Below are 12438 nucleotides of genomic sequence, written 5' to 3'. Positions count from 1 at the left end.
ATGGCGAGCTGGAAAGAGTATAAGAAGACATATCGAAATGAGCCTGAGCTGTATGATTTTGCCAGATCAGGGGATTTCGTAGGACTTGTTGGCCTGTTGTCCGATGATCGGTCTATCGATCTGGATGCAAAAAATCACAGAGGTTACTCTGCGTTAATGCTGGGCGTTTACAACGGTGAAAAGGACTGCTGCGAAGCATTACTGCGATGTGGAGCAGACGTTAACTCGACTGATTCCATAGGTAATACAGTTCTGATGGCGGCATCATTTAAGGGTGACTTATCCATCGTAGAATTACTGCTTCGATTTGGCGCAGATACCAATCGTACCAATCAAGCAAATATGAATGCCAGAGATTGGGCGGTTATGTATGGTCGATCGGTAGTTGTAGACCATTATGACCAATACTTTCCGGAGGTTGAATCGGCGTCGAGATCAAAAAGCATTATACGGTTTATTAAACTGAGCTTCTTGATGATTCAAAAGCAATTGAGTGCCAAATTACGCCAGTCAGATTAAAATTCCTGGTTCATTTTGTGCAAACAAGAGAGAAGCATTTCTTCTTGCCCCTGATCAAACCCTTGAGTGAGATCTTTAACCAGTTCCAGGTGTAGCTGGTTGTGAATCGAATGGATGTTTTGACCTTCTTCAGTTAGCTGAACCACAATAACTCGGCGGTCATCAGGATGTGCGCACCTTTCTATCACCTCTGCTTTAACTAGCTTGTCAATTTGAACCGTTAATGTCCCGGTTGTAATTCCAAGCTTTTGAGCCAACTCTTTCATTCGTAGAGGTCCATGTGTCCCAAGCACTTCTATCGTGTGCGTCTGGGCAAGGAGTAGCCAGTTTCTCTGACTACTGACTGTTCCCATGAAGACATTTTGTCGTAAAACTCAATCAGAGCCTGATTGAGTTGATCTATTTTCTGCATACCTAACTTTTTATACTTTTATCGTAATGAACTTCAAGCGTGAGATGATGAATCTTATCAAACTCAGACAGCATTTGTTTATATTCTTCAGTCGACTTATCGCAAGCTGACTCGATCGTTATTGCTGCCGAGTGATGATGTCCACTGATTTTCCAGACATGAATATCCTTTACTTCTGCGAAGGGGCTTAGTTTGTCACATATTTTCTCACGATAATCCTGAGCTATATTTTCATCCAGTAGAACCGGACTGGTTTGCAAAACTAGTCCTATCGTCCATTTACTAATAACCAGAGCACCAACGATACCCATCATAGGATCCAGCCAGTTCCAGCCATAGAACTTCCCAAACAGAAGCGCGACGATAGCCAGTACAGAGGTTAGAGCATCCGCCAGCACATGCAGGTACGCTGCTCTTAAGTTGTGGTCATGATGATGCTCATGGTGGTGCCCATTCCCGTGTTCATGCCCATGTGAGTGACCGTGGTCGTGATGGTGGTGATCATTCAGAAGAAACATGCTTGCGACGTTGACGGTAAGGCCAATAAACGCAACCAGAATGGATTCATTAAACTGTATGGCTTGAGGATTAAACAGACGGTGAACAGATTCAACGATCATTAATAGGGCAACAATCCCTAATGCTATTGCACTTGTATACCCACCCAGGACACTGACTTTGCCAGTACCGAAGGAAAATCGGTCATCGTTCGAGTGTTTTTTGGCATATCGATAGGCAAAAAGCGTAATACAAAACGCGGCGGCATGCGTTCCCATATGCCACCCATCCGCTAGAAGAGCCATAGAACCAAATATCGTACCTGCAGTAATTTCGGCAATCATGGTTACCACTGTGAGTAACAATACGTAAAACGTTCTCTTTTCACCTTTATGGTTGTGGGATGCGAAGTCGTGAGAATGTGTGGTGCTTAATTGTATCGACATATTATTTGTTTGATAACCAAAGTATTTGTAATTAAAGTAGTTTGATAATCAAAATATGTCAACAAAAAAAGACGCCTTAATTAACTATTGAGTATTAGTTAATTAAGGCGTCTCTTAGCAGATACGGTATAAACCTAGAGGACAATATCCAGCGGGATATCTTGAGGTTTTACGATTCGATACATTACCTCAACGGTGTTGCCATACTTATCCTTTTTAAATTGCCTTGTGAGTTTTCCTTTTTTAACCCAGATCTCAAGCATGGCTTCAACACCATCTTCGCTAAGGGCAAAGTGCTTTGCTAGCGTTGACCGCGAAGCGCCTTCATGCTGCTCTATATACGCTTTAAGATCGGAGACGATCACTGAATCACCGCTTGCGCTTTTATCTGGTTTTCACCTTTCTTCTTTAAAAGAAGGTATGTTGCAAGCCAAAGTGCAATAACGATAGATACCCATGTGGCACTCGTTATAGGATGCGAGCCAAATTGCATCAGGTTGTGGTAGAAAGCGGCACTGGTGTATGCAAGCGCCATGGTATAGCTACCGATAAACGTGGCAAACGGCCGACCAAACTCTTTAACATAAGCGCCCATTGCCGCTACACAAGGTGTATAAAGCAAGATAAAGATGAGATAGGCAAATGCAGCATGTGCGGATACAAAGTTCGATTTCAGGTTACCAAAGATAGTGCTGTCTACTTCCTGATCTTCGGCTACTGTTGCAGCGTCTGATAGGTCACCGACATCGATACCCAGTGGGTCTGAAAAACTCAGCCCCATCAGGTTTTCAGGAACCGTCATTACCGCTTCTTCAAGACTAGCTGCCAGGTCGTATTCCGCTTCTTCTTCGTCAGCCGAAGACGAATACAGGCTGTTCAGAGTACCGACCACTGCTTCTTTCGCGAAAATACCGGTAATAATCCCTACGGTTGCTGGCCAGTTATCTCTTTCTATACCAATTGGTTCAAACACTGGAGTAACGATTTGCGCTGCACGGGATAGCATAGATTTATCACTATCTTCATTGCCAAAGGTTCCATCGGTACCAAGTGAGTTAAAGAAGCTTAGAATAGTAACGACGATGACAATCGTACGACCAGCACCCAACACAAAGCGTTTTAGCTTTTGCCAGGTTTTAAGCAGTACGTTCTGCACCGTTGGAATTTCGTAGTCCGGAAGTTCCATGACAAGCGCTTCGCTAGTACCAGGATAAAGGGTTTTGCGCAGTAAAAGAGCCGTCACTACTGCTGCGATTATTCCTAACAGGTAAAGAGCGAAAACAACATTTTGCCCACTCTGCGGGAAGAACGCCGCGGCAAATAACACGTATACAGGTAAGCGAGCACCGCAAGACATAAAGGGGGCCATTGAAGCCGCGAGCTTACGTTCACGCTCCTGATCTAACGTTCGTGTCGCCATGATCGAAGGAACATTACAGCCAAAGCCAAGAACCAGAGGAACAAACGCTTTTCCTGGAACGCCGATTTTTTGCATCGCTTTATCCAGAACAAAAGCCGCTCGGGACAGATAACCTGAGCTTTCCAGCACGGAAAGGAACAGGTAGAGTGCCGCGATAACCGGAATAAAGGTTGCGACAGTCTGAATACCACCGCCTAAGCCATCTGCAATAAGCGTTGTCAGCCACACTGGTAGGTGATCATCGAGTAAGTAGTGCCCACCATCGACTAGAAGTGCGCCTGCTGCAATATCAAAGAAGTCGATAAACGCGCCACCAATGTTAATAGCGAACATAAACATCAGGTACATAATCACGAAGAAGAAAGGCAGACCTAACCACTTATTGAGCACAAAATTATCGGCTTTTTCGGTTAGATTACGACTGAGTTTTCCTTCCGTTTTACGTACTTTTTTCAGGATGTTGTGGATATGGGTGTATCGGGTATCCGCAACCTGAAGGTCAATGTCCTGGTCAATACCGGCTATTTCTTGTTTTAGGATCTGATGATCGGAGTCGGCTAACGAGTCGGTTATGATGGTGTCTTGTTCTAACGCCCGAAGAGTCAAAGGTCGGCTGCTCAGTGCGTCGTTGTCCCATGATGCCTGAAGAGTGCTAATTGCCTTCTCTAATTGCTCGCCATAGTTAAGAACAAGCGCTTCCTGTCTGACACCTTTTTCTAGCAATTCGTATAAATTTTGCTTAAACGTGCTTACTTCTTTAGCGTTAGTGGCAGAAATAGCAAAAATAGGGCACCCTAGTTGCTTTTCTAACGCTTCTACATCCAGAACCTGACGCTCTCGCTTGAGTTTGTCCATCTTGTTTAGAACCACAATCATAGGACGACCGAGTTCTCTTAACTGGAGGGTAGTGTATAAACTGCGTTCCAGACTGCTGGCATCGACAACGTTGATAATGATATCGGCCGGGTGAGAAACCACCGCTTGAGACGCTATAGACTCGTCAATGCTATTGCCATTGTCGGTATTTTCCAGAGAGTAAATACCAGGTAGATCGGTTAAGAAAAATTCTTTTCCTACCAGAGTATATTGTCCGGTTTTCTTCTCTATGGTGACACCAGCCCAGTTACCGACATGTTGCTTTGCACCAGTAAGGGCGTTGAAAAGGGTGGTCTTACCGCTGTTAGGGTTACCAACGGTTAGAATTTGATATTGGTTGGTCATTACTTCACCTGTACATCGATCTGCGAAGCAATATTACTGCTGATAGCGAGCGAAACGCCGCGTACTTCTACCTGAAGAGGATCGCCCATTGGTGCTCTTCTTATCAGTCTGATTTCGGTTTTAGGCAGTACGCCCATCACCATCAGTTTTTTTCTAATTTGACCCGGTAGGGCCGAAAATGAAGCGATGGTAGCTATCTCTCCATTCTCTAAATTGCTCAATTTCATGCTAACTCGCAATACAAATGATAATGATAGGTATTTACATTAACGAGGGTGACTTTACATTGTGTTTTTATAGTTTTATAGCTCTAGGCTTAATACCGAGCACTATACTCGAAATCATCAGGAATAGCTATCATTTGCGTTTCACGTTTCGCCCCTCAAATCATCCACAATTTCTCCATATTTGCTGCTAACTGTCTGCTTATCATGCCATCTAATTTTTATTTGCCGACTAGTCTTATGTTCGGCTGCTAATGGAAGAAAAATGAAAGTTTTATCTGCTCGCCCTGTCGTTGTTTTATTGTCGACGTTTTCTACCTTTTATGCTGAATCTGCTCTTTATCGGGTGGTTGAAGTTGGCTCCCCAACTCAGACCGAAGAGTCTTATGGTATTGCGATAGAAAAAGAGACAGGCATCAAAGACTGCTTTTCCGATAGTTGCTCAGAAAGTACGTATGAGGTTGCAGGAGATACGTTAAATGCGACGGAAGGATTTTCTCTCAAAGAGGAGGTGATGTTCGACCTTGATGACGGGTTTACATATCTGGATTACGATGACCTCTATTCATACTGTAGCAGTGAATTGGGGTACTCAACATGCGAAGCTTGGGCTTACTTCCATTGGTATGGTGATACCGATAGTGGTATCGGTGGATTAAGAAATGAGCGAGAAGCTTATTGGGAAGCCAGTTATCAAACTAACGCTACTGCTTTTTTCAGTGGCTACACATTAACATTTGAACCGGATTCAGGAACAAATGCCCCGTCTATTTCTAGCTATAGCTACCAATTTGTCGATGGTACGGAAGAAAAGGTAGTGAATGCAGTAGACGAAGATAGCTATGTCATTGGCAACACCAGCAGCGGCTACTATAACTATGGCGGGCAGTATATTCGTGTATACAGAAGTCGTGGATATTATTCGACAAGCTCTACCGAAGTGGTGTTAGAGCCTGAAGTAGAAACCGGCCTCACCTTGACCGATGAAACAGCAGAGCAATATATGGTAGAGCAGATGGGTACCACATCTGCTTATGACAGTTTTACATATGGCGGCAAGAAATACGTAGTAGGAAGCTCAGCAGTTGCTCCTTTTTACTACGATGATGACGATAAGGATTATGACTCGGAAAACACATCGGACAGCGACTATGAATCGGTAGCAAATTGCACAGATGAGTATGATTCAGATGGAACCGAGCCGTCATTGCAGCCAGAATGTCAGAATTACGGCTTTGCCACCAAGGCATTTATCTGGAACATCACAGACGGGCCAAATAACGACCTATACAGGTTTTCCGTTTCTGATTGGGATACCGATAGTACTTATTACGAATATGACTACTATTATGATGCTGCCCAAGCGAGTGTGCGAGCTGCGGCTATCTCGAACACTGGAACCTATAGTTCGTTACCTGTATTGGTTGGTTATAACTCGACGTATGATGACGATTACTACTCTTTTCGCATGCAAGCTGCGGTGTTCAGACCTTCGAACACTACCTCTTTTACAGTAGAAGATGAAGCCTGGGAGACGGTCTTTATCGACAATGTAGATATTGAAGGATCGAGTTATATCTACAGCAACTCTATGGCAACGGATATTAATGAAAATATGTTAGTTATTGGTCATGCCAAACGTGATGGGGATTACCCGTCGAATGGTGTGACAGACAAGCGCATGTTTATAGCAGATGCCAGTGATGATACGCCAAGTGCGGTGTTCTTTGAGAATCAGAGCGAAGATATCTTCTTTTCAAGCGCTGCCGGTAACGCTAACGCGATTAATAACTACAATGAAATTGTAGGTCAGGTGGATGCAGAGAATAATGATGAAGTAGACGGAAAACAACGAGATCATCGTGGCTTTATTTATCCGTATGACGATTATGGTACCGATGATACCCGTCGAGCTAGATTCAGCAATCAAGCGTGGTGGCTGGATGATCTGACAAATGGTGGTGATTACAGTTCTGCAAACAATCATTTCCGTATTATTGATGCTGGCGATATTAACGATGCTGGTGTGATTTCAGCGACGGCGATTCAGTGTTATGCCGATGAAAGTGCGACCTCTTCAATGGAGTATGACTCGACTGAACACTTTGCCTACTGTAATGAAGGCAGTGGCGACGAAAGAATTGTTGCAGTTGTTCTGGTTCCTATTCAGGGGGCAACCAGCGATGATATTTCTGAAAGAGAAGACGATACTTCAACGGTCTCAAGAAGTGGAGCTGGCCTGGGCTGGTATATGCTGATTTCTTTATTTTCTATTGGTTTCATTCGTAGAAAGTCGAATGTGAGTCCATACTCTAATTAACCGGAGTAAATCATAGGATTACAAAATGCGAGCACTACTTTTAGCACTAACCATCGTTTTTCTATTTGGGTGTTGTAATGGCACCGGGCCAGGTCCAAGAGCGCAGGTGGAAGCCGAGCCGGTAAATCACCAGCTCGACTCATAAGCCTACTTTGTTACTGGGCTCAAAGTTGCCTATTCTTGAATTACTTTTTGCGATAAGCGGGTAAGTTTCAAGTCATCCAGGATCAGGAATACACAAGGGACGACGATCGAGGCTAATAACGTAGCGGATATTAGCCCGAAAGCGATGCTGGCGATCAATGGGATCAAAAATTGAGCCTGCGTACTGGTTTCGGTGAGCAGCGGGAGTAATCCGGCAAAAGTGGTTACTGATGTGATAAAGATGGCCCGGAAGCGGTCGTGCACCGCTTCCCTGCAAGCATCCATCAGACTAACGCCTTTTGCGATATTCTCTTTGATAAAATTCACCAGCAAAATATTGTCATTGACGACTATGCCCGCAAGCGTTGCGAATCCCACCAGGCTGGGAATGGTAAGATCTAAACCCATTCCCATATGTCCCCATATCACACCAATCCACCCCATCGGAATCGCAAGGAGAACAGCAAGCGGTTGGGTAAAGCTCTGGAACAAAAAAGTGAGGATAAGATAGATCCCGACAACACCCAGTGCAAAAAACGTAAGTAAAGAAGAGCCGGTATCCGAACTCTCTTTGTCCTGGCCTTGAGAGACGAAACTTACATCAGGAAATTTTTTCTGAATATCCGGGACAAACTCTTTGTGGAACTGCTGCATGATTTCACGTGCGTTAGCGACACGGGTGTTGATATTTCCTTGTACCGTTACAGTGTTGATACTATTAATACGATTGATGCGGGAAAAGGTTTGTTTCTCCTTAAAATCAGCAATGGCTGAAAGTGGGACTAAGGTGTCGTTTGACGCGGTAACCATAAGATCTTTTAACTCATGCAAACTAGCCTGATGGGTAAATTCATCCAGACGTACGGCGATGTCGATGGTTTCCCCTTCCTGAAATGTTGTCAGGTCGGTGCTGCCTTTTACTGCGCTTCTTAGAGTTTGGGCTAACTGAGAGGCATTGACTCCCATTACACCTGCTTCATCTTTAAGGGATACATGAATTTCCGTGCGACCATAGCGAAGGTCTGAAGATAAGTTAAATACTCCGTCAAAGCCTTTCAGCCATTTAATCAAAGAGCGGCTGACTTTGTTCAGTTCCTCCAGTGAGCTACCCTGAACTCTTATATCGATACCGTTACCAGCGATACCGCGCTCTTTGTCGGTGAACTTCAGAGCAACCACGTCAGCGGTAGGCCCGACTCTTTTTTCCAGTCCTGAACCAGAGATTTAATGCTCTCCTGCCTGAATTGCGCAGGCAATAGATCGACGCTTACCGTCGCCATATGAGGCCCGGACTCATTCGCGTCTATATTGTTATTGAAAAGAACGGTTTTATTTTTTATCAACGGCTCCGAACCAGGGTATTTTTCACTATAGGCTTTATCGATTTCATCCAGCGCATTAGATACTTTATCGACCACCGTTTCGGTTTGAGATAAAAGGCTACCCTGAGGAAGTAATATCCTGGCCTGAAGAACGTCACTTTCCAGCGATGGCATGGCTTTAAACTTGAGTATGCCCGCAGAGAACGTAGCGCTGGAAATCATAACCACCATGGCCAGTATTCCCAAAGTGAAATAGGGGGCGCTCATCGCTTTAACTGATAGCGGAACAAACAGGTTATCCCTCACTTTTTCGAATGTCTGAATAAATTTCTTTCTGACAGGGTTCGATCCAGAATCGGAGTGACTGTGTGCTAAGTGAGAAGGAAGAATCAGAAAGGCTTCGATCAAACTTACCATTAATGTGATTAGTAGAATTATTGGAATATAACGTAGCACTTCTCCCATCTTTCCGCTAAGGAACATAAGCGGGCCTATTACCATTAGTGTGGTTGCGAACGAGGCTATCACTCCTGGGAACACTTGTTTTGTTCCTACGATAGCAGCTTCAAACGCAGGCATGCCGGCTTGCTTTTTCGCCGCAATATTTTCTGCGATGATTAACGAATCATCCATAAGCAGGCCAATCGCAACAATCAAACCGACTAATGTCATCATATTCAACGTGTAGCCAAGCAGGTGCATTACAAACACCGCTCCCAGAAAGGAGACTGGAAGTCCCATCGCGACCCAAAAGCTAAAGCGAATATTAAAGAAAGCCCAGAGCATCAGAAATGCCAACGCGAGCCCCTGAACACCATTGCTGGTAAGGAGTCGGATGCGCTCCTGAATATTGGTGCTGGAGTCCTGAGTAATCGTAAGCTCAACGCCTTCCGGTGCTCTGATTTGCTCCTTTTCAATCATTTTCACTACAGCATCTTTGACCTTAAGAGTGTCCTGAGAATAGGTTTTCGATATCTGCAGTAATGCTGCCCGTTTATTATTAAACAGAATCTTGTCTTCTTTATCTGTAAATTGCTGTTCAATCTGGGCGATATCGCTAAGGCGCAATTGCGTTCCTGAATCGCTGGACTTAACGATGATATTGTTGAAATCATTAGCAGTACTACCTAGTTGGTCAAAGCGGACGCTTATCTCTTCAAGGTCATTGGTAAAGACACCTGCCGGTGTGCTAATACTCTGTTGTTGGACCAGATCAGACAGGTCTTTGATACTTAGGCCATATTGCTTTAGTTTCCATTGAGAAACACGGATTTCGATTTCCTGATCAGAGAAACCGCTGACAGCGACCTGAGCAATCAGTGGATTGGCTTTGAGCCGTTGTTTTACCTGTTGAGCATAAAGGTAGAGATCCTGATCAGACATGCTTCCGGTTATCGCCACGCTGGCGACACTGGCTACTCTATCCAGTTTAGTTACAGTTATTTGGTCAACCTGTGTCGGGAAGTCATTAATAGAGTTAATTTGCTGCTGAATGTCGCTGGTCAGAACATCGATATCTTCTCCGCCATTAATTTCTGCATTGGCTATTGCTGTATTTTCTCTGGCATCGCAGCTCAGTTCTTTTATACCGTTTAACTTATCCAGGGCGTCCTCCAACGGAAAACATATTTCCTCAACCACCTCGGCAGGTGTTGCTCCCGGATAACCAATACGGATTTCGATGTCTTTAGTTGGAGTGATTGGAAAAGTATCTTTTTGCAACTCAGGCAGAGTAAAGGCGCCAAGTAATAGTACCGCTATCATCAGCACATTCGCTCCGGTTGCATGTCGGGCGAAAAAAGCGATCATGATTTAACCTCGCTGCTATCCGAGTTTAGCTTGCTCTTAGGGCTGCCAGCTTTGAATCCCGTCTCTTTATCCAGCCATTTGTTGATTTTCTTGTCTGGCTGCGGTTTAAGTAACATGCCTTTGACGGTCGGGGATAGTTTGCTAAGTACAACAATGTCGTCTATTTCCACACCTGACTTAATCACTGCAATTTGCCCCTGAACAAAGTCAATTTTCACGGGACGAATTACGAGTTTACCCTCTTTGACAAAGTAAACCTTGTCGTTATGGATGGCGGTAACAGGCAATAGGATTTGCTTTTTCATTATTGGCGCTTTGAGTGTCACCTTAACAAAGGTATCTCGGATGAGTGGCGGTTTTTTACCTGGCACGGCTTGCTTATAAGGTTCTGCTATCTGCACCACAATACTTTGGCTTTGTGTTTGTGCATCAATCTGACCACCGGAGCGATTCACTTCGGCGTCCCAGACAATGACCCGGTCGCCAGCCTGAAGTTCGACAATCGCCTCCAGGTTGGTATGAACGTCCTTATCCAGTGTATTTTGGCTGGTGGTGCGTCTTAACGGCCTCATTTTCCCAAGAGGAAACTGCGCGTTAATTTCAACAGCTTCGATACCGTCGGCTTTGAACATTACTTCCCCTTTGTTCACGTATTCTGCCAGGTCAGCAAATTTCTCTGTGATTCTAATAGAGTAGGGTGCGGTAATGACGGTATGTTCTAAGTCGCGCTTTGCTAACTCTAGCTCCGTTATCAATACTTGTTGTTGAGCACTATTTATGGCCAGATTGTTTTTTTGAGTCTGTAATTGCTGCTGGCTACTAAGAAGCTCTCTGGTCGCCTGGTCTTTTTCAGTTTGCGATATGTGGCCTGTTTTACTCAAACGAATAGAGCGTTCATATTCAGATTTCTGAACCTGATATTCCTGCTCGGCAATGTTGAGTGAAGCTCGGATAGTCTGATTAGTGAGTTTGGATACATCCAGCTCAGCCTCAAGGCGTGCGATAGTGAGTTGGTAGGAAGAGGGATCCAGTCTTAAAATTTCGCTTCCTGCTTCTAATATTGCCCCGGTTTTGAATTGCTCCGAAACCCAAATGACAGTGCCATCCAGTTCTGATTGTGCTTCCCAGTCCTGAGCGGGTTGTGTATGCCCGTAGCCTACAGCGGTAGGTTGTATTTTTCGGGGAGCGACTTTTAATACCCGAACAACTTTCTTTCCTGCTTTACTTTCGGTTTTTGGCGGGTCAGCCTTCATGGACGGTGCGAGTATGAGTAGTGCGGCACCGAGTATGACGGGTGGAACAAATAGAGCCTTCTGTGTCCAACTGAATCTGGCCATTGTTAATCCCTTAATTGCTTGAATAGACGAATATTTTTATGGCTAATAAAAGAGTAGGTTACTTTTTGTCGTTGTGATGCATAAGACCTCAGGTTTGAGGTCTTATGTAGTTACTTGTGAAAGTTAAAACTTCTTACCCTTGCCATTGTTCCCAGGGCTACGTTTCGCCAGAAACTCCTCTTTGCTTACGTAGCCATCGCCATCGGTGTCCAGTTGATCAAACATGGATGCTCGATTTGCGTTTTTCATGCGCATGCCTTCCGCTGCTCTTGCTTGTTGGCGGCTTTCACGAAAAGCATCGAATTCTTGCTGCGAGATACTGCTGTCACCGTTGGTATCAAAATCAGCGAATGCTGGTCTCTGCTTATTCTTCATAGCCGTGTTTTTTCCGCCTTTCTTACCGTTCTGTTTGTTAGCATATTTTTGAGAACGTTTTTCGGCCATCATTTTGTTCTGGTGAGCGGTGTACTCTTCAGTGGTTATAACGCCATCACTGTTTGCGTCAATGGTGGTAAACATGGTGTTTTCACCAATATTTTTTAAGCGGCGACCTTCTTCACTACGTTCTGCAATTCGCTCAGTTCGCGCTTTGTTGAACTCTTCTTCAGTTACTTTGCCGTCACCATCCAGGTCATACTGTGAAAAAGCAGGCGGCTGCATAGCATTGTTGTTGCGCCCTTGTCCTTTGTTCATGTTTCCAGCAACCGCACCAGAAGCGATAGCGATTGTGATTAATGCAATTAGTGTATTTGTAGTTTTCATGCTC

General features: G+C 44.5%; 10 protein-coding genes and 1 pseudogene. 2 read left to right on the top strand and 9 right to left on the bottom strand.

What is annotated here, in order from left to right; genetic code table 11:
- Entirely contained in the window at positions 1-519 is a 519-nt protein-coding gene (locus P7F88_RS07230) for an ankyrin repeat domain-containing protein (protein ID WP_277823229.1), read from the top strand.
- Here the strand turns inward: P7F88_RS07230 and P7F88_RS07225 are convergent.
- The 5 genes and pseudogenes from P7F88_RS07225 to P7F88_RS07205 all read right to left on the bottom strand — a co-directional run bounded on the left by P7F88_RS07225 (position 516) and on the right by P7F88_RS07205 (position 4743).
- Positions 516-931: pseudogene (locus tag P7F88_RS07225) on the bottom strand (MarR family winged helix-turn-helix transcriptional regulator). The gene P7F88_RS07230 and the pseudogene P7F88_RS07225 overlap by 4 nt on opposite strands.
- Before the next feature lie 2 nt (positions 932-933).
- Positions 934-1875 (bottom strand): CDF family Co(II)/Ni(II) efflux transporter DmeF, encoded by a 942-nt coding sequence (dmeF, locus tag P7F88_RS07220; RefSeq protein ID WP_277823227.1) that lies wholly within the window; start codon positions 1873-1875, stop codon positions 934-936.
- Positions 1876-2009: 134 nt separating this feature from the next.
- On the bottom strand, positions 2010-2240 hold the full coding sequence (locus P7F88_RS07215) for a FeoC-like transcriptional regulator (protein ID WP_277823225.1): 231 nt from the start codon (positions 2238-2240) through the stop codon (positions 2010-2012).
- Positions 2237-4516 carry a Fe(2+) transporter permease subunit FeoB gene (gene feoB, locus P7F88_RS07210; RefSeq protein WP_277823223.1) on the bottom strand — a complete coding sequence of 760 codons (2280 nt, stop codon included), beginning with the start codon at positions 4514-4516 and terminating at the stop codon, positions 2237-2239. The genes P7F88_RS07215 and feoB overlap by 4 nt, the downstream gene beginning before the upstream one ends.
- Positions 4516-4743 carry a FeoA family protein gene (locus P7F88_RS07205; RefSeq protein WP_277823221.1) on the bottom strand — a complete coding sequence of 76 codons (228 nt, stop codon included), beginning with the start codon at positions 4741-4743 and terminating at the stop codon, positions 4516-4518. Before P7F88_RS07205 ends, feoB begins: the two co-directional genes overlap by 1 nt.
- A gap of 262 nt (positions 4744-5005) precedes the next feature.
- On the opposite strand from P7F88_RS07205, the gene P7F88_RS07200 reads away from it, so the two are divergent.
- Positions 5006-7060, top strand: coding sequence for a DUF3466 family protein (locus P7F88_RS07200; protein ID WP_277823219.1), 2055 nt, complete (start codon positions 5006-5008; stop codon positions 7058-7060).
- A 174-nt stretch (positions 7061-7234) separates the two neighbouring features.
- On the opposite strand, the gene P7F88_RS07195 is transcribed toward P7F88_RS07200, so the two are convergent.
- The 4 genes from P7F88_RS07195 to P7F88_RS07180 all read right to left on the bottom strand — a co-directional run bounded on the left by P7F88_RS07195 (position 7235) and on the right by P7F88_RS07180 (position 12434).
- Positions 7235-8383 carry an efflux RND transporter permease subunit gene (locus P7F88_RS07195; RefSeq protein ID WP_277823217.1) on the bottom strand — a complete coding sequence of 383 codons (1149 nt, stop codon included), beginning with the start codon at positions 8381-8383 and terminating at the stop codon, positions 7235-7237.
- Positions 8371-10335 (bottom strand): efflux RND transporter permease subunit, encoded by a 1965-nt coding sequence (locus tag P7F88_RS07190; RefSeq protein WP_277823215.1) that lies wholly within the window; start codon positions 10333-10335, stop codon positions 8371-8373. Before P7F88_RS07190 ends, P7F88_RS07195 begins: the two co-directional genes overlap by 13 nt.
- Positions 10332-11672: an efflux RND transporter periplasmic adaptor subunit gene (locus tag P7F88_RS07185; RefSeq protein WP_277823213.1), complete on the bottom strand. Its 1341-nt coding sequence runs from the start codon at positions 11670-11672 to the stop codon at positions 10332-10334. The genes P7F88_RS07190 and P7F88_RS07185 overlap by 4 nt, the downstream gene beginning before the upstream one ends.
- Positions 11673-11795: 123 nt before the next feature.
- The gene (locus tag P7F88_RS07180; RefSeq protein WP_277823211.1) at positions 11796-12434 is read right to left on the bottom strand and encodes an EF-hand domain-containing protein; all 639 of its coding nucleotides are present in this window, start codon (positions 12432-12434) and stop codon (positions 11796-11798) included.
- Positions 12435-12438: the final 4 nt, after the last annotated feature.

This window comes from Vibrio hannami (assembly GCF_029589055.1).
Classification (GTDB): domain Bacteria; phylum Pseudomonadota; class Gammaproteobacteria; order Enterobacterales; family Vibrionaceae; genus Vibrio; species Vibrio hannami.
This window is presented reverse-complemented; position numbering and strand designations above follow the sequence as displayed.

Coding starts and splice junctions, on each gene's coding strand:
- P7F88_RS07230 (WP_277823229.1), top strand. CDS start 1: ATGGCGAGCTGGAAAGAGTATAAGAAGACATATCGAAATGAGCCTGAG.
- dmeF (WP_277823227.1), bottom strand. CDS start 1,875: ATGTCGATACAATTAAGCACCACACATTCTCACGACTTCGCATCCCAC.
- feoB (WP_277823223.1), bottom strand. CDS start 4,516: ATGACCAACCAATATCAAATTCTAACCGTTGGTAACCCTAACAGCGGT.
- P7F88_RS07205 (WP_277823221.1), bottom strand. CDS start 4,743: ATGAAATTGAGCAATTTAGAGAATGGAGAGATAGCTACCATCGCTTCA.
- P7F88_RS07200 (WP_277823219.1), top strand. CDS start 5,006: ATGAAAGTTTTATCTGCTCGCCCTGTCGTTGTTTTATTGTCGACGTTT.
- P7F88_RS07190 (WP_277823215.1), bottom strand. CDS start 10,335: ATGATCGCTTTTTTCGCCCGACATGCAACCGGAGCGAATGTGCTGATG.
- P7F88_RS07185 (WP_277823213.1), bottom strand. CDS start 11,672: ATGGCCAGATTCAGTTGGACACAGAAGGCTCTATTTGTTCCACCCGTC.
- P7F88_RS07180 (WP_277823211.1), bottom strand. CDS start 12,434: ATGAAAACTACAAATACACTAATTGCATTAATCACAATCGCTATCGCT.